General features: G+C 62.8%; 15 protein-coding genes. 6 read left to right on the top strand and 9 right to left on the bottom strand.

Features of this window, described 5'->3' with window-relative positions; translation table 11 throughout:
* Positions 1–3: 3 nt before the first annotated feature.
* The 8 genes from MTP16_RS14025 to MTP16_RS13990 all read right to left on the bottom strand — a co-directional run bounded on the left by MTP16_RS14025 (position 4) and on the right by MTP16_RS13990 (position 8,939).
* Positions 4–825, bottom strand: coding sequence for a helix-turn-helix domain-containing protein (locus MTP16_RS14025; protein ID WP_243510354.1), 822 nt, complete (start codon positions 823–825; stop codon positions 4–6).
* Between the two features lie 117 nt (positions 826–942).
* Positions 943–1,752 (bottom strand): hypothetical protein, encoded by an 810-nt coding sequence (locus tag MTP16_RS14020; RefSeq protein ID WP_243510352.1) that lies wholly within the window; start codon positions 1,750–1,752, stop codon positions 943–945.
* Between the two features lie 128 nt (positions 1,753–1,880).
* On the bottom strand, positions 1,881–2,819 hold the full coding sequence (locus tag MTP16_RS14015) for a hypothetical protein (protein WP_243510350.1): 939 nt from the start codon (positions 2,817–2,819) through the stop codon (positions 1,881–1,883).
* Positions 2,820–2,858: 39 nt separating this feature from the next.
* Positions 2,859–3,698 (bottom strand): hypothetical protein, encoded by an 840-nt coding sequence (locus MTP16_RS14010; protein ID WP_243510349.1) that lies wholly within the window; start codon positions 3,696–3,698, stop codon positions 2,859–2,861.
* 112 nt (positions 3,699–3,810) lie between these two features.
* Positions 3,811–4,524 (bottom strand): hypothetical protein, encoded by a 714-nt coding sequence (locus tag MTP16_RS14005; protein WP_243510347.1) that lies wholly within the window; start codon positions 4,522–4,524, stop codon positions 3,811–3,813.
* Positions 4,525–4,670: 146 nt separating this feature from the next.
* Positions 4,671–5,285, bottom strand: coding sequence for a DUF2306 domain-containing protein (locus MTP16_RS14000; protein ID WP_243510342.1), 615 nt, complete (start codon positions 5,283–5,285; stop codon positions 4,671–4,673).
* A 155-nt stretch (positions 5,286–5,440) separates the two neighbouring features.
* Entirely contained in the window at positions 5,441–7,702 is a 2,262-nt protein-coding gene (recQ, locus tag MTP16_RS13995) for a DNA helicase RecQ (protein WP_243510337.1), read from the bottom strand.
* A 58-nt stretch (positions 7,703–7,760) separates the two neighbouring features.
* Entirely contained in the window at positions 7,761–8,939 is a 1,179-nt protein-coding gene (locus MTP16_RS13990) for a THUMP domain-containing class I SAM-dependent RNA methyltransferase (protein ID WP_243510331.1), read from the bottom strand.
* 116 nt (positions 8,940–9,055) lie between these two features.
* Between MTP16_RS13990 and MTP16_RS13985 the strand changes: the two genes are divergently transcribed.
* The 3 genes from MTP16_RS13985 to MTP16_RS13975 all read left to right on the top strand — a co-directional run bounded on the left by MTP16_RS13985 (position 9,056) and on the right by MTP16_RS13975 (position 11,829).
* A complete protein-coding gene (locus MTP16_RS13985) occupies positions 9,056–10,453 on the top strand; it encodes a sugar MFS transporter (RefSeq protein WP_243510327.1) in 1,398 nt (465 codons plus the stop codon).
* Between the two features lie 129 nt (positions 10,454–10,582).
* Complete coding sequence (locus MTP16_RS13980) at positions 10,583–11,137, top strand: hypothetical protein (protein WP_243510325.1); 555 nt, start codon at positions 10,583–10,585, stop codon at positions 11,135–11,137.
* Positions 11,138–11,232: 95 nt separating this feature from the next.
* Positions 11,233–11,829: a hypothetical protein gene (locus MTP16_RS13975; RefSeq protein ID WP_243510323.1), complete on the top strand. Its 597-nt coding sequence runs from the start codon at positions 11,233–11,235 to the stop codon at positions 11,827–11,829.
* Between the two features lie 80 nt (positions 11,830–11,909).
* Here the strand turns inward: MTP16_RS13975 and MTP16_RS13970 are convergent, their stop codons facing one another.
* Entirely contained in the window at positions 11,910–12,455 is a 546-nt protein-coding gene (locus MTP16_RS13970) for an RNA 2'-phosphotransferase (protein ID WP_243510322.1), read from the bottom strand.
* Between the two features lie 323 nt (positions 12,456–12,778).
* On the opposite strand from MTP16_RS13970, the gene murB reads away from it, so the two are divergent.
* The 3 genes from murB (at position 12,779) to MTP16_RS13955 (ending at position 17,434) form a co-directional block, all read left to right on the top strand.
* Positions 12,779–13,813 (top strand): UDP-N-acetylmuramate dehydrogenase, encoded by a 1,035-nt coding sequence (gene murB, locus MTP16_RS13965; protein WP_243510321.1) that lies wholly within the window; start codon positions 12,779–12,781, stop codon positions 13,811–13,813.
* A gap of 118 nt (positions 13,814–13,931) precedes the next feature.
* On the top strand, positions 13,932–14,930 hold the full coding sequence (locus MTP16_RS13960; protein ID WP_243510319.1) for a fibronectin type III domain-containing protein: 999 nt from the start codon (positions 13,932–13,934) through the stop codon (positions 14,928–14,930).
* A 119-nt stretch (positions 14,931–15,049) separates the two neighbouring features.
* Positions 15,050–17,434 (top strand): phospholipase D-like domain-containing protein, encoded by a 2,385-nt coding sequence (locus MTP16_RS13955; protein WP_243510313.1) that lies wholly within the window; start codon positions 15,050–15,052, stop codon positions 17,432–17,434.
* Positions 17,435–17,455 lie beyond the last annotated feature (21 nt).

Below are 17,455 nucleotides of genomic sequence, written 5' to 3'. Positions count from 1 at the left end.
CAGCTAGGCCTTCTTCAGCAGCGCCACTTGCTGCTGCAAGTCAAGCACAAGGCTGGCCACGCGCTCCAGCGAGAGCTCGGCAATGGGGAAGGTGCTGCTGATGTAGCTCTTGGCTTCCCAGATTTCGAGCACGTCGTCCACCTTCACGTCGTAGGGCGAGAAATGCGGGTTGTCGGAGTGCAGCACGAACATGGCGCCCGAGCGCAGCTTGTTGTACACGCGCTTGAACACGATGCCCTCGCGGGTGCTCACCACAATGCAGGGCGTGCCGTCCTTGATGCTCGTCCAGTCTTCCACGTAGCGGCCCACGATGACGGTGCCGCTGGCAATGGGCAGCATGGAGTCGCCGGCAATTTCGAAGGCCCGATACGTGCCCGTGCTCGAGAGCATGGGCAGGCGGAACTTGGGCAGCACCTCCAGGTACTCGCGGTCGGCGTAGCCGTTGAGGTAGCCGGCGGCGGCTTTCTGGGGCACCAGCTCGATGTTCTCGTTCTGGTCCTGGTCCACGGTGAAGGCCAGCACGCGGAGCTTGCCGCCGGCGGGCGTGGGCGGCTCGGGCTGGTCGTCGGTATCGGCCGTGGCCTCGGGGGCCGGAGCGGTGCCGATGATTTTGGCGTTCTTTTTCTTGCTAAAGTCGGTGGTCACCAGCTGGTCGAGGGTGATGCCGAACAGGCGGGCCATGTTGACGAGGGTGGCGAGGCGGGGCTCGGCGCGGCCTTCTTCGTAGGCGCCCACCAGGGAGCGTTTGATGCCGAGCTTGTCGGCCATCTGGGCCTGCGTGAGGGCGAGCTCGCGCCGGCAAAACTTAAGGTTGGTGTTAATCATCGGGGAGGGCAGCAGCCGGGAATGGCGTTCAATGCTAACGCGAATTCGGCTGGTGAAGTTAGCAACGCAAGCGCGAAGATACTAATTCACTTAGCTAATAATTTTCTGCCCACCACTTTAGCGTCGCGCCACCGATTTTTCGACCCACCATTCTTCGTTGGACCAGAAGTTATTCCAGCCCACGCGGGCGTATTTGGCGTTGATGCTGCCGCTGCGGTCGCCCAGGCCAAAGCGCGTCAGCACCTGCCGCGTCACGGCAATATCCTGCTTCCACAGCACCGGCACGGCGGTTTCGGAAGTGGCGTCTTCGCGCCACTGGCCGTCGAACAAAAGGCCGCCGTTGCGGGTGGCGGGGTTGCTGGTGTAAGTTGCCAGTTCGGCCCGGTTGCCGGCCTGGAGCTTGAAATCGAGCGCTACGCGGCCGTTGAACTCCCCGCCGAGGCCGTGGTGGGTGGTGGAGCGCAAGGCAAAGCTGCCGGTGGCGCAGTAGGTGGGCGTTTTGTTCTCGTCGTCGGCCGAGTACGCGGCCTGCTCGTTGGACAGCCGCTGCACCTGCTGCACCTCCACGCTGCCGCGAAAGGGCGTCACGTCGCCGTAGCAGCGGAATTTGCCGGCCACGAGGTAGCGGCCGGGGCTGTGGGCATCGGCCTGCACGGTGGTAAACACGAACTCGATGCGCCGCCCGTCGTAGCCGTAGCAGCCGTTGAGCACGTCTTCGGTACCGTTTTGAGGGCGGTGCTGCCAGAGCTTGCCCAACTGGGCGCGGGCCAGTAGGGCGGTGCGGGCAGCGTTGGAAAGCACGACCCCAGGGGCGGCCAGGGCAGCCGGGGCGACGGTTTTTTTGGGTGCTGGCGCGGGCGGCAGGGAATGGAAGTGGGTGGCGCCCAGCAGCAACGCCGGAGCCGTGATGAGCAGAAAGTACCGCATAAGCCCGTAAATGAGAAAGTGGTGGCCAGCTATATTGCTAGATGGCGCTTGTGCACTCCTAACGTCGGGGCCAACTGCTTTAGTGTGACTGCGGCCCCGATAAAAACGAGCTTCTGGGCTACCTCCTACTAAGGCAACGAACTATCGGCCGCCGCGGTGGAGGCAGCCGCCATATCGGGTGGCAGCAACAGCCTGGAAACCAACACCGGACGTTGGGCATCGGTCCACCACTCTTTATTTTCCCAATAGTTGCTCCAGCCCAGCTTGGCGTACTCGGGATTGATTTCCACTTCCCGCTCGCCGATGTTGAATTCTTTGAGCACGTTTTGGACCGCATTGTAGGCAAAAATATCCTGCGCCCACACCACCGGGTAGGTGCGGCGGGTGGTGGCGTTGGTCCAGGTGCCTTCGTATTTGATGAGGCCGCCCTGGGAAGGGCCGGTCACGCCCCGACAATTCAGCGTCAGCGAACCGTCTTTTTCTTTGTACCAATCGACCGCCAAGCGGCCCCGAAAGGTACCCGCGCCGCGGCGGGTCGAATCTTCCCGCAGCTCAAACGTGCCAATTGCAGAGTAGTAACCAGGGAAATTGGCTATCACGCCGCCCTGTTTGGCCATGGCGGCAATCTCGCGGGCACTGAAATAAGGTTGCTCCCCGAACTGCTCGACGGTGAAGGTGCCGGCGAAGGGCGTGATGATGCCTTTGTACCGGTCTTTGCCGCGCAGGTAATACACGGTGGGCCGGGCGGGGTCGCGCCGCACCTCCGTGAAGGCAAACTCGATGTGGTAGTGGTCGGGGCCGAAAAAGCCATCTTGCGCAAAGGCTTCGGTCTTGTGCACGGTTTGCAGCAACGACGCGAGGTTGGAGCTTTGCAACTCCTCGCGCAACTGAGGCGACAAGGCCGCCACGGCGACCGGGCCCGGCAGGGCTTCGGCTTTGCCAGACGCGGCGGCGACTTTGGCAGCAGGAGCATTCGGGAGGCGCTCAGCCGCAGCCGATTGCAGAGGGCTTTGGGAGTGGCAGGCCGTAGCCAGCAGTCCGGCGCAGCTTATCAGCAAGAGTTTCATGAAGCAACCGGGTTTGCGAAGGGGTTAAGGCTGGGGCGTTTACAGGCTGAGTTTGGGCTTGGGCGAGTCGGCCCACCATTCTTCATTTTCCCATTTTTCATTCCAGCCCAGGTGGGCGTATTTGGGGTTCATCTCGCCCCCACGGTCGCCTATTTCAAAATCCTTGTACACGTCCGGGGCCGCCGTAAACACGTTGTCGGCCACCACAAACTGCTTTATCTGCCGGGTGCTGATGTTGAGGCGACTGCCGTTGATGAGCAGATAGCCGGCGTTGTAGAGACCATCGGTGCCCCGAAACGGCGCCCGCATGTAGCTCAGACGGTGGTTGGACTTCACGTAAAACAGCAGCGTAGCCGCAGCCAGCATTTCGCCGGCGTTGGCTTGCGGCTCCTCGGTGAGGCGCAGCTCGGCCCGCACTTCGCGCGGGTGCGCCCGCTGCACCTTTTTCTCATATTCCGTACCAGCCGTGTCGGAATTGGCACCGTAGTTCTGGTTGGGCGCGTCGGCATCGGTGTAGTCGAATTCGTAGGGCGGCTCCAGGTCGTGCAGCTGCCGGATGAGGAGCGTGCCGGTGAAAGGACGCACGTTTTTGCGGTAGTGGCATTTGCCGCGCACATGGTAGAGGGCGGGGTTGGCAGCGTCGCGGTGCACGGCGGTAAAGGCCAGCTCAAACCGGTAGTGGTCGGGGCCAAAAAAGCCTTCCAGTACCGACGCCGCCTGCGCCCCGCCGGTGCCGCCCTGCCACAGTTTGGACAGGTCGTAGCGGCGCAGCACCGCCCGGTCTTGGGCCGTCAGGGTGTCGCGGGCCGCGAAAACGGCCGGCAGCGCCACGGAGTCCACCGTTGCTTTGGCGGGCTGCGGAATTGCAACCGGAGCCACCTCTGCAACTGGGGCTGCCGCTTGAACGACGGGATGCGTTTGTGACTGGCAGGCTGCCAGGCCGAGCAGAAACAATAATAAAGACGGCGTTTTCATGCAGAGCAGCGACAGGTTAAAGGCTGAGCTTGGGCTTGGGTGATGCGGCCCACCATTCGTCGTTTTCCCACATTTCGGTCCAGCCCAGCCTAGCGTATTTGGGGTTGATTTGGGCATTGCGCTCACCCATACCGAATTGAGGCAACATCTCGGGCGCCACCATCAGCACGTCGTTGGCAATCACAATCGGCTTCGCTTGCCGACGGGCGGCGCTGGTCCACGTGCCTCGGTATAGGACCCCTGCGCCCCGGGCGGGCGCGGTGGTGTCGGGGTTCATCACGGTTTGCCCAATCCGTAATTCCCCGTCACCGTCGATGAAAAAATCCAGAAACGCGGTGCCGGTGAATGTTCCAGTTCCAGAAGCCCCCGGCTGTTCCAGAAAAGTAAAGCGCGCCTTGGCAGTGTAGGCTTCACTGGCAGCACTGTCCATGTCCAGGAAGCCGTGCCCGGGCAAATCGACGAGCGTTGTTATCCGAATAATGCCGGAAAACGGGGTCACCGCTTGCCGGAATTTGTTTTTGCCCCGCACATAAAATAATTGGGGCTGGGTGCTGTCGCGCACAATTTTGGCAAACACAAAGGAAATGCGCCGGTGCTCGTCACCAAAAAAACCATCCAGCACGGGGGTAGTGGTTTCGGAGCGTTGCCCGCTCCAAAGGGGCGCAAAATCGAACCGACGCAGCAATGCCAGCATCTCCGGCGTCAGGGTATCGGCGGCGCTGGTGGCCATTGGCACTTGCTGGGCGACGCGGCCTGAAGGCGGAGAAACGGCCTTTTCTTTCTCTGCTGCCGAGCCAATGGCAGCTTTTGTTTCTACACGCTGCTGGTGTTGGCAGGCCGCCCCAAAGAGCAGAAAAAGTAGAATTATCAGGTTTCTCATGCCGCCAATTTAGCACGCAGCTCCGGCATAAACTCGCGCAGGAAATACCGCCCCAGCCCTAGCTCCAGCAGGATTTCCACGAGTATCAAATTGCCCACCCACGAGAGCCAGGTCACCGTCAGGTAGGTCTCTATCGGCTTGGTTTCGAACACATAGTACATGATATAGCTCTCGCCACGCAGGGCCAGGGCAGCCAGCGTCACAGCAAAGGAGCGCAGCATCCAGTCCACGTGCAGGGGCCACTGGCGCTGGCGGGCGGCGCGGTAGGCCTTCCAGGTGCAGAGCCACCACACCAGGCACTGCAGCGTGAAACCCACTTGCGCCGCCAGCCCGCCGTTGGCAAAGTACGCCAAGATGAGGCCCGACGGCGCGGCCAGCGCCAGAATGCCGATGACGTAGCTCTTGCCCAACGCCCGGTGCAGCCCCGGCCCTAGCCGCACCAGCCACGGCAGAAACTGTAGCAGCCCCAGCACCAGCACCACGAGGCTGGTGGTGATGTGCACGTAGAACCCCAGCCGGAAAGTCTGGCTGTCGTTGGTTTCGTCGCTCTTGGTGGTAAGGAAGTGGATGCCCTTCTCGAAGGTGTAATAGGGCAGCGTTTTGGTGAGCATCAGAACCGCGAAAGCAGCGATGAGCGCAGCGACCAGAAATAGAGGAATTTTTCGAAACATGAAGCGCGACAACTTTGGCAAGCGGCCTGCAAATAAAAAGGCCCGCCGTAGGTAACGGCGGGCCAGCTTACATTATTGAGTATTTAGATACTTATTTACTGCCCGCGCAGGCGCTTGTGGTATAGTCCGGCCATGCGCAACTGGAAGTAGTCGTACTTCTCACGCAGGTGGTCGAACAGGTCGCGCAGGGTGGCGTCGTTGCCGAGCTGGGCACGGGCGGTGAGGATTTCGGCCAGCTCGGAGTCGCTCACAAAGTCCTGAATGCGTAGCTCGCGGCCCTTGGCGTAGGCGGTGTAGAGGTGGGTTTTCACGGTGCTCAGGGCCAGGCCGCGGCGCTCCGAAATATCTTCCGGCGTGAGGCCCATTTGGTGGAACTGCACGGTGGCGTCTTCGGAGTCGCTCACGGGCTTGTCGGCCGTGGCAGTGGCAGCCCCCGACGGCGCGGCCAGGCGCGGGCGGGCGGGCTCGTTGAACATGCTATCCGAATCGGAGGGCACGTATCCACCGCCGCCGTGCTCGATGATGAGCTTGATGAAGGCCTCGCCGTAGGTCTCAAACTTCTTCATGCCCACGCCCGAGATGCCCAGCATGCCCACGCGGCTGACGGGCCGCTCGGCCGCCATTTCCTGCAGCGTGGCGTCGGAGAATACCACGTAGGGCGGCACGCCCTGCTCATCGGCAATGGCCTTGCGCAGCCGGCGCAGCTTGTCGAACAGCTGGGCCTCGGGCGTGCCCACGGCGGCCGTGGAGGCGGCGTTGGCGGCTTTCTTGCTGGCGCGGGTGGGCTTTTCTGCCTTCTCGCTGGGCTGGAATTTCTTGAGTTGCAGCGTGAGCTGCCCTTTGAGCACTTGGTGGCCGCGCTCGGTGATTTTTAGGGCGTAGCCTTCCTCGTAGGCAATGTAGAACAGGCCGTCGTTCAGCATCTGGTGGATGTAGCTGTACCAGTCGAGGTAGGGCAGGTCATTGCCCGCGCCGTAGGTTTTAATCTGGTCGTAGCCGCCTTGCAGCACGGCCTGGTTGCGCATGCCGCGCAGAATATCAATCAGCAGGTTGATGGCCACTTTCTCGCGGCTGCGGAACACGGCCGAGAGGGCCTTTTGAGCAATCAGCGTGCCGTCGAACGTGGTAGGCGGGTTGCGGCAGATGTCGCAATTGCCGCACTCTTCCTGCAGGGTTTCGGAGAAGTAGTTGAGCAGGATTTTGCGGCGGCAGCTGGCGGCTTCGGCAAACTGCTGCATGCGCTCCAGCTTGGCCGTGTTGAGCTGGGCCTGGCGCGCGGGCACGTCCTTGGTCACCATCTCGCGCATCTGCATCACGTCGGCGAAGCTGTAGAACAGGATGGCGGTGCTGGGCGCGCCGTCGCGGCCGGCCCGGCCGATTTCCTGGTAGTAGCCCTCGATGTTTTTGGGCAGGTTGTAGTGCATCACCCAGCGCACGTTGCTCTTGTCGATGCCCATGCCAAAGGCGATGGTGGCCACAATGACCTGCAAATCATCCTGCAAAAAAGCTTCCTGCACCTTGCCGCGCTGCAGGGGAGTCATGCCCGCGTGGTAATGCCCGGCCTTTATGCCTTTGGCGATGAGCTTCTGGGAGATGGTTTCGCAGGTTTTGCGCGAGAGGCAGTAGATAATGCCGGGGTCCTGCGGGTGCCGGCCGATGTAGTCGAGCATGCCCTCAATCCGGCCCTGGCCGCCGCGCACAATCAGGTTGATATTGGGCCGGTCGAAGCTGGACAGGAACACCTTGGGCTCACGCATGTTGAGCTGGGTGATGATGTCGCGCTTGGTGAGGCGGTCGGCCGTGGCCGTGAGAGCGATGATGGGCGTGTTGGGGAAGTGGTTCCGTAGCTGACCCAGCTGGGTGTACTCGGGCCGGAAATCATGACCCCAGCTCGAAATACAGTGCGCTTCGTCAATGGCAAACAAGCTGATGTTCACCCGGTTCAGGAACTGCAGAAAGCCCTCGCTCAGCAGCTTCTCCGGCGAGACATACAGCAGCTTCAGGTGCCCGCTCACGGCCGCCCGGGCAATGTCGTTGGACTCCGACTGGCCCACGCTGCTGTTGATGTAGGCCGCCGCGATGCCGTTGGCTTTCAGGGCCTCCACCTGGTCCTTCATCAAGGCAATGAGGGGCGAGACGACCACGCAGGTGCCTTCCGACACCACGGCCGGAATCTGGAAGCAGACCGACTTGCCGCCGCCGGTGGGCATGAGCACCACGGTATCGCGCCCGCCCAGGATGTTCTGGATGATGTCGCCCTGCATGGGGCGGAAGTTGTCGTAGCCGTAATACCGTTTCAGGGCCTGGCGGGCGGCGGGCAGCAGGTCGGTGGGGGCGGTAGTTAGGGTATCGGACATAATGCAGACGGAGTAATTAGATAAAAATAACAGCCGGGGGCCGGAAGTTCCAAGCAGATTAGTTTTCGCCCGGCCCTTCGACAGATTTCGGCTCACGGCGTGAGCCCCGATACAATTCATACTTCAACAGTCGGCAGTCAATCGGCCCGTTAAATAGCGGGATGCGCCGCGCCGGCTTCAGCCCGATGCTCTTGGCCGCTTCTAGGTTGCCGGTGAACACAAAGGCGTTGTAGCCCTGGAAATTCGTTTTCAACGAGTCGCCGATGGTTTTGTAGAGCGCGGCCATCTGGGCCTCCTCCCCTATCCGCTCGCCGTAGGGCGGGTTCATCAGCACGATGCCGGGCTCCTCCTTGGCGGGCGCGGTGGCGTCCTTCACGTTGCGCACCGAGAGGCGGACGCAGTCTTCGAGGCCGGCGGCGGTGATGTTGGCGGCGGCCGCGTCGATGACTTTGGGGTCGAGGTCGGAGCCGGCGAGATAGGCTTGCGGCTCTTCGAGGCGCTGGGCTTTGGCTTCTTCGCGCACCTGCTGCCAGAGTTGCGGGTCGAAGTCGTACCAGTTTTCGAAACCGAACTTGCCCTGGTGGAACAGGCCGGGCGCGATGCGCTGGCACATCAGGCCGGCTTCGGTGAGGAGGGTGGCCGAGCCGCACATGGGGTCGATGAGGGGCTGTTTGCCGTCCCAGCCCGAGAGTAGGACCAGTCCTGCCGCCAGCACCTCGTTCAGGGGCGCTTCGTTGGTGCCCTGGCGGTAGCCGCGGCGGTGCAGCGAGTCGCCGGCCGCGTCGAGGCTGAGGATGACTTCGTTTTCCGTCATGCGCAGGTGCAGGCGGATGTCCGGCTGGCGGGTGTCGATGCTGGGCCGCTCGCCGGTGCGTTTGCGGAACTGGTCCACAATGGCATCCTTAGTGAGCTGGGCCACGAAGAGCGAGTGCTCGAAGGTGGAGCGGTTCACCACGGGCGTGATGGCGAAGGTTTGGCCGGGGCCGATGAAATCCTGCCAGTCGATGCGGCTCACTTCACGGTAAAGGGCTTTTTCATCGGCGGCGTAAAAGGCGGCGAAGGGCCGCAGCAGGCGCATGGAGAGCCGGCTCCAGAGGGCCACTTCGTAGAGCAGGCGGTGGTCGCCGATGAATTCCACGGCGCGGGAGCCCACGTGGGTGATGTCGGCCCCGAGGGCGTAGAGCTCGTCGGCGAGCAGTTCTTCCAGGCCGAACTGGGTGGTGGCGGTGAGGTGCATAGGTAGCGCGGACTTTTAGTCCGCGTCTCCGTGCCGCCAGAAAATCCCAGCAGCACCGAAACGCGAACTACAAAGTTCGCGCTACTTTCGCCTTTCGCCGTCCCACTCTTGCATTTATGGCCCTCGCTCCCTCGTCTCCCTCCGTTGCCACTGCCGCGCCCGCCCGCTCCTATGCCGGCCCCATGGTGCTGATGACCACGCTGTTCTTCCTGTTCGGCGCCGTCACCAACTTCAACGACGTGCTCATGCCCTACCTCAAGGACGTGTGCCAACTCACCGATTTGCAGTCCTCGGCCGTGCAGTCGGCCTTTTTCGGGGCCTACTTTCTGATGTCGCTGCCGGCCGGCTGGGTCTTGAAAAAACTTGGCTACCAGCGCGGTATCGTGGTGGGGCTGCTGGTGATGGCGGGCGGCGCGCTGCTATTTATCCCAGCCGCCGACTCGCGGGCGTTTGCGCTGTTTCTCACGGCACTGGCCACGCTCGGCGCAGGCATCACGCTGCTGCAAGTGGCGGCCAACCCCTACGTGAGCATCCTGGGTCCGGCGCGCGGCGCGGCGGCACGTGTGAGTGTGGTGGGCGTGGCCAACAATTTCGGCGGCAGCCTCTCGCCGCTGGTGGGCGCGCTGGTGTTGTTCGGTGGTTCGGTAGCGCTAAAAGCTCGGCTGGCGGCGCTGCCGCTGAGCGAGCGCCTGGCTGAAGAATCGCAGCTGGTGAAAGGGCCTTATGTGGGGCTGGCCGTATTTCTGGTGGTGCTGGCGGCGGTGTTTTTCTTTCTGGTGAAGCTGCCCGACATCGAAGGCATTCCTGAAGAAGCCGCTGAGGAGGCGCGGCCCATGGCCGCTGGGCGCACGTCGGCGCTGGCGTTTCCGCACCTGGTGCTGGGCATTGGGGCCATTTTCGTGTACGTGGGCGTGGAAGTCGGTTTGGGCTCTTTCCTGATTCGTTATGGCGAGTCACAGGGGATTCAGCAGCTTTCCAGCTTCACCCAAAGCCTGGTGCGCGGGCTGAACGTGGCCACCAATTACGTGGGCGTGCTGTTTGGCCAGCAGCCGGCCCCGATTGATACGGCCGCCGGCTTCACCAAAGCGGTGGGCGCGGTGCTGGTGTCGTCGTATTGGTTTGGCTCGCTGGTGGGCCGGGTGGTGGGCATTCCGCTGCTGCTCAAGTTTCACAACCGGGCGCTGCTGGTGGCTGTATGCGCCGCGGGCGTGGCCTTGGTGGGCGCCAGCATCCTGAGCACCGGCGAAACCGCGCTGTGGCTTATTGTGCTTTGCGGACTGATGAACTCCATCATGTGGCCGGTGATTTTCCCCCTGGCTATCACGGGCCTGGGGCCATTCACCAAGCAGGGCTCGTCGTACCTGATTATGGCCATTGTGGGCGGGGCGCTGATTCCGCCGCTCATGGGCTGGCTGGCCACGCACGGCGGCGGGCTGCGGGTGGCGTTTGTGGTCCCGGCGCTGTGCTACCTGTACCTGCTGTTTTACGCGCTGAGCGGCTACCGGGTGCGGTAGAACGGGCGCCGGGCCGTGTTCATCGACCTGTAAAATCCGTTTTTTGAAGGGGGCCCGTAGATGGCGGAACCAGCAGGATTAGCTGGCCCGTTTCTTGTAACCGCCTTATTCTGGCTGTAACCCACCGATATGAAAAACTCGCTCAACCAACCCAAAACCTTCTTACTTGCCTGCTTTCTGCTGTTGCTCGGCGCCAGCAGCTGCAAGAAGATTGAAGACCTGCTCACCTTCCAAATCAACGACTCGACCAGCTTCCAGGTGCCGGCCACGGGTGTGTTCAGCACGACGCTGCTGTCGCTGCCGGGGGCCACGGTCAATTCCAGTTCTTCCAACACGTTTTCGGCCAATAACACCAGCGCCGACCGCGTGCAGGACGTCACCCTCGACCGCCTCACCCTGACCGCGACCGACCCGGCCGGCCAGAACTTTGACTTTCTGAAAAGCGTGAGCATCTACATCGCCTCCGATGCCTCGGGTACCAACAAGACGCTGCTGGCCTCGCTCAATCCCGTGCCCGCCGGCCAAACCACCATCACCCTAACTCCCTCCGGCAACAAGCTCGACGCCTACCTGCGCAACGGCTCCTACACCCTGTTCACGGACGTGACCATGGCCCAGCCCCTGCGCCAAAACACCACTTTGCGCGCCGATTCGCGCTTCAACGTGAAAGCCAAGCTGAAGTAGCCCCGGCTGCCTCAGCTACGCCGATAATGCCCGTGCGTGGCGCGATGTTGCGTGCCGCGCACGGGCGTTAACTGGTTCCATCTTCAATCGCACCCATGGCCTCTCCTGTCCCGCGCCCCTACCGCCTGCTCAGCGCCGGCAACGTGGCCCTGGTGTCGGCCGCCGTGGTCCTGACCACGACGCTAGCCGTGTGGCTGCTGGGCCTGGGGCAGCACCGCACGCTGTTTGCCAATTCGCTGATTTCGACCAGCATTCTATTTGCTGCTTTCTTTTTGTTCACCACCGCGGGCCTCTACCACGGCGTGAAGCTGCGCGACGACGTGGGCCGCCTCACCGACCGCATCAGCCGCAAGCATTTTCCTGGCACCGACGGCTTTGAAAACCTGCCCAACTTTGACTTCTCCGAAGGGCATGGCATTCTGGGAATCCTGGCGGCCCTTGTGATGGCGGTGGTGGTGGCGATTGTGGCCGTGTTCGTCATCTGGCTGGTGGGTGCGCTGCTCTGGACGGGCATCCTCATCTTCGCCGCACTGCTGTACTGGGTGTTCTTTCGGGCGTTGCGGCTGGTGTTTAAAAACTCGAACCGCTGCCGGGGCCGCCTGGGTGCCAGCCTATGGGAAGGCTTTTGGTATGCCTCGCTCTACACCTGCTGGATTTACGGCATCATCATGGCTGCGCATTATCTAAGCTAAGGCTGCCTGTAGTGTGGACTCTGCGAATCCGCGCTTAGTTCAACATCTGAGATAGAACGCGCTGACCCGCAAAGTCCACGCTACAACCCGCCCAGGTATTGCGGCGGCACGGCATCGACCAGCCACACCCCATTGCCGGACTCATAGAAAACAAGGCCGGCTGCGTGCATGGCGGCTGCATCGACGGTCAGGATATGAGGCTGGCCGCGGCGGGCACCCACACGGCGGGCCGTTTCGGCGTCGGGCGAGAGATGTACGTGGTGGCGACCCATCTTCTGCAAGCCCTCGTGCCGAATGGCGGGCAGCGCCGCCGGAGCCGTCCCGTGGTAGAGCACAGCCGGCGGCACGGCGGGCGCCAGCTGCAAATCGACTTCAACGCTGTGGCCCTGCTGGGCGCGGATGCGGGTGCCGCTGGCATCGAAGGCAAAGCGCTTCTTGTAGTTGCCTTCTACAATTTCGTTTAGCTGAGGCAGGCTGATGGGCGTGCCGTGGGCGGCACAGGCAGTCAGCAGGCCGTCCACATTCACCCAACCGCCCTCCTGCAAAATGAGGCCCAGCGCAGCTGGGCGGTGCCGCAGGTGCAGGCTAAGGAACTTGCTAAGACGGGTAGCTTGCTTGGAATCCATAGGATAAAGATGGCAATTTTTACCTTGCTTGTCCTGTTCCCGTTCGCAGAAGTCAGCTGATTATGCTTTCTATTCTTGCACATCGAATTAATGGCTATGCTCCTTCGAAGGGAGAAAAACCACCGGCAAACGCTCCTAAAACGGCACAAACAGCAGCTCTTGAGCACAAAGGCACTTAGCAAAGTATAAAATTTCGATTTAAAGGCACAACCGGATTTCCGTCCGTACAACTGCTGCTTCTTCGGCACAAACGGCATCGGTCAATTTATCTAGCTGTGCCACCCAAGCAGCAAGCCCAGTGCAGCGGCCAATACCTTTGCGCCATGCTTCTTGAAGAAAACGTCTCTCTCCGACCCTACAACACTTTCGGCCTCGACGTGCGGGCCCGGTACTTCGCGCGCTTTGCCTCGGCCGATGAGTTGCGCCAGCTCCTGCAGTTGCCCCAGGTACACGCCGCTGAAAAGCTCATCCTCGGCGGTGGCTCCAACCTGCTATTCACGCAGGATTTTCCGGGCGTAGTGCTCAAAAACGAGATTCGCGGGTTGGAAATCATTTCGGAAGACGCCGACAGCCAGACGGCCCTCGTCCGCGCCGGAGCGGGCGAGAGCTGGCACGGCCTCGTCGAATACAGCCTCGACCAGGGCCTGAGCGGGCTCGAAAATCTGTCGCTCATTCCCGGCACGGTGGGCGCCTCGCCGCTGCAGAACATTGGGGCCTATGGCGCCGAGCTGCGCGACACCTTCGACCACCTCGAAGCGGTGGAAATAGCCACCGGCGCGCTTCGCGTGTTTTCGGCCGACGAATGCGGCTTTGGCTATCGCGAAAGCGTGTTCAAAAACGTGCTCAAAAACCAGTTTGTGGTGACGGCCGTGGTGCTGCGCCTGCACCGGCAGGCCCGCCCCAACGTGCGCTACGGCGCCATCGCCGAAACCCTGGCCGAGTTGGGCATCGAGGGCGAGCCCACGCCGCAGGACGTGAGCCGGGCCGTCATCCACATCCGCCGCAGCAAGCTGCCCGACCCGGCTGAAATCGGCAACGCGGGCTCGTTTTTCAAGAACCCGGAAGTGTCGCAGGCCAAGTTCGACCAGCTCAAAAGCCAATATCCCGAGCTGCCCGGCTACCCCGTGCCCGGCGGCGTGAAGGTGCCCGCGGGCTGGCTCATCGAGCGGGCCGGCTGGAAAGGGCTGCGGCGCGGCCCCGGCGAGGGCACCCACGGCGTGCACGCCCGCCAGGCCCTGGTGCTCGTGAACCACGGCGGCGCCACCGGCAGCGAAGTGCGCCAGCTGGCCGAGGAAATCATTGCCTCCGTGCGGAAACGGTTCGGCATTGAGCTGCATCCGGAAGTTAATATTTTATGATAGAATAGCACTGTGGCTGCACGTATATAAAATGGGCTAACGAGCGTGAAATGGGGGATTTGTGCTGAACTTTGCAACTAGCACTGCCACCATCGGTCTGCTTTTAATCCCATTTGCGATGATGCACCACCTGCTACTCTGCGCCAGCCTGCTCCGCGGCCTGCCCACGCCCACCCCTACCGTACCCGCCGCCCCGCCCGTGCTCACCGTGAAAGCGGCCCGCGCCCTGGGGCCCGGCAGCACCGTCACGGTGCGCGCCGTCGTGCTCAACGGCCCCGAGATGGGCAACGTCCGCTACGTGCAGGACGCTGAAGCGGGCCTGGCCCTCTACGCCCAGCCGACCAAGCTGCCGGGCTTTGGCGAGCTGCGCGCCGGCGACAGCATTCAGGTTACCGGCCAGCTAAAGGCCTACAACGGGCTGCTGGAAATGGACCCCGTGGCCTCGGTGCACAAGCTGGCGTCGGGCCAGCGGCTGCACGCCGTGAAAGTGCCAGCGGCGCAGGCGACATCCGCTTTTGCCGAGGCCAACGAAGGCCGTTTGGTGGAAATCACGGGCGTGACGCGCCTGGCCACGCCAGCCGGCACTCCGGTTACCACCCTGGCCGGCAACGCCAACTACCTGCTCAACGGCCAGCCCGGCACGCTGGTGCGCGTGATGGCCGCCAGCACCGGCCCCGAGGGCCTGGTAGACGCCACGCCGCCCGCCGAGCCGTTCGACCTGCGCGGCATCATGAGCCAGTACGCGCCCAGCGGCACGGGCGGCTACCAGCTGCTGCCCCGCCTGGCCTCCGACCTGGTGCTGGGCGGTGGCCTGCCCCGCCTCACCGAAGAGCCCGTGCCGGTGAACGTGAGCGCCACCGGCTTCACGGTGGTGTACTCAACGCTGAACCCCGGCGACACGCGCGTGCGCTTCGGCCTCGACCCCAAACAGCTCAAAGAGTCGCGCCTCGACGCCACGCCCACCACCCGCCACAGCCTCACGCTGAGCGACCTCATTCCGGGCACTACTTATTACGTGGAAGTTAGCTCGCGCAACGCGGCCGGTACCGAAACGGCCACGCCCGTGCCCTTCATCACGGCCAGCGGCAAGCGCGGGCGCGGGGCCGCCAAAAATTAACACGCGCGGGGGAACGGCAGGGTACGGCGGCGGGTTCGTTTGGCTGAAATTCAGCATCTTTGTATTTCCGTCTACCGCCGACTATTTAAAGATAACCGTTTCGTAAACCTGTTTTTTTCATGAAGAAACTTACTCTGCTGGCGCTGCTGGCGGTGGCCAGCTGCTGGCAAACCGTCTCGGCCCAAACTGCGATTACCATTGCGGCGGCGCGGGCCCAAGCCCCCACCACCAATGGCACCCAGGGCCCCACCGTGACGGTGCGCGGCATCGTGACCAACGGCGCCGAGCTGGGCTCCTCGGTCAGCACCATTCGCTACATTCAGGACGGCACGGCTGGCATTGGGGTGTATAGCTCGGGCGGCGCCACCGCGGCTCTGCTGGCTCCGCTGGTGCCCGGCGACAGCATTCAGGTGACGGGGGGGCTGAAAATGTACCGCGGCCTGCTCGAAGTCGACCCCATCACCTCGCTCACCGTGCTGGCCGGCAACCGGCCCGTGCCGGCGCCGGTGGTGTTCACGGCCGCCAACGCGGCCAGCGCTTTTGCCGAGCAGTACGAAGGCATGCTGGTCCGCATCAACGGGTTGACGTCGATAACCACGCACCCCACCCCCAACCCCTGCACCCAGACCGGCACTCCCGTCACCGCATTCACAACGGGTACTTCTTACCGCCTCAACGGCAACTGCGCGTACGTAACGTACGTGCCGGCCAACTCGACCGGCCCCGATGGCTTGGCCGGCAAACCCAGCCCGTCGGGCACTTTTGATGCCGTTGGCATCGTGAGCCAGTTTTCGCCTTCGGCCACCTCTATCACTGGCGGCTACCAGTTGCTGAACCGCACGTACAACGACTTTATTCAGGGCCTGACGCCGAACGTGACGGCCAGCCCGGTGCCTACCAACATCGCCACCACCAGCCTGACCATCGGCTTTACGACGCAGAACGCGGGCGATACCCGGCTGGCTTACGCCACCACGCCCGGCGGCCCCTTCACCCCGATGCCGGGCAGCACGGCCCTCACCACGGCCCACAGCCAGGTGCTCACCGGCCTGCAGCCGGCCACCATCTACTACATTCAGGCGGTATCGGTGAACGGCGTGGGCCGCTCGGAGTCGCGCGTGGTGCCTATGATTACGGCTTCGCTGTCGTCGGGTGTCATCAAGAACTTCTTCAACCGCACGGTGGATGCCTCGCTGGCCCTGCCCGGCAACGCGGCCGTGACCATGCTTAACAATGCTGCCCCCGATACGCTGGTGCGATACATCAACCGCGCCCGGCAGACGCTGGACATTGCCATCTACAACTGGAACAACGCCACCATTCTGAACGCGGTGAACGCCGCCTTCGCCCGCGGCGTGCAGGTGCGCGTGATTTACGAGGACGACAACGCCAACGTGAGCATCAACAGCCTGAACCAGGGCATCCGCCGCGTTTCGCGTCCCAACACGGCCGGCAGCACCACCAGCAGCATCATGCACAACAAGTTTGTGATTGTGGATGCTAATAGCACCAACCCCAACGTGCCGTGGGTGTGGACGGGCTCGATGAACTGGACCGGCGCTCAGCTGGGCACCGACGCCAACAACGTCATCGCCATTCAGGACCAGTCGCTGGCCCGCGTCTACACCGTCGAGTTTGAGGAAATGTGGGGTTCCAATACGGCCACGCCCGGCACCAGCACCTTCGGCTCGCGCAAAACCGACAACACGCCGCACTTCCTGAACATCGGCGGTAAGTCGGTAGAATCGTACTTCTCGCCCACCGACAACGTGAACGGCCGCCTGCTGCAGGCCATTGCCTCGGCTGACAACGACCTGCACTTCGAGTCGATGCTCATCACCCGCGCCGACCTGGCCCGCGCCATTACCGCCCAGGTAACGCAGCGCGGCATCGGCACCTGCTCCGACGGCCTTGTAAACGACACCAGCGGCACGGCCGGCTTCTCGTTCCGCCTCATGCAGGCCGGCCTGGGCAACCGCCTGCTCATAAAGCGCGCGGGCGCCGGCTTCGGCATCATGCACCACAAAACCCTGATTGTGGACGCCGGCGCCAGTCAGTCGGACCCCACGGTGTTTGTGGGCTCGCACAACTGGACGCTCTCGGCTGATACCGAAAACGACGAAAACACCCTCGTGGTGCACGATGCCCGCGTGACCAACCGCTACTACCAGGAGTACGCCGCCCGCATTGCCGAGCAAAACGTCGCCGGCGTAACCGTGTGCCGCCTCACGCTGGCCACCAAGGCCGGCACGGTGCAAGCCAGCACCATGCAGGTGTACCCCAACCCCGCCCGCGGCAGCTTCAACCTGCACCTGGCCAGCAGCACCGCCCGCTCCGCCACCGTGGTGCTGCGCGACGTGACCGGCCGCGTGGTGCTGACCCAAACCCAGCCCCTGACCGGCACCGACCTGGCCGTTGACGCCACGGCGCTGAAAGCTGGCCTGTACATGGTGCAGGTGACCACCCCGGAAGCCACCCAGGTGAGCCGCGTGGTGGTGCAGTAAGCACTTCGCCTGCTTCAATTT

It is taken from the genome of Hymenobacter monticola, assembly GCF_022811645.1.
In the GTDB taxonomy this organism is placed as follows: Bacteria; Bacteroidota; Bacteroidia; order Cytophagales; family Hymenobacteraceae; genus Hymenobacter; species Hymenobacter monticola.
This window is presented reverse-complemented; position numbering and strand designations above follow the sequence as displayed.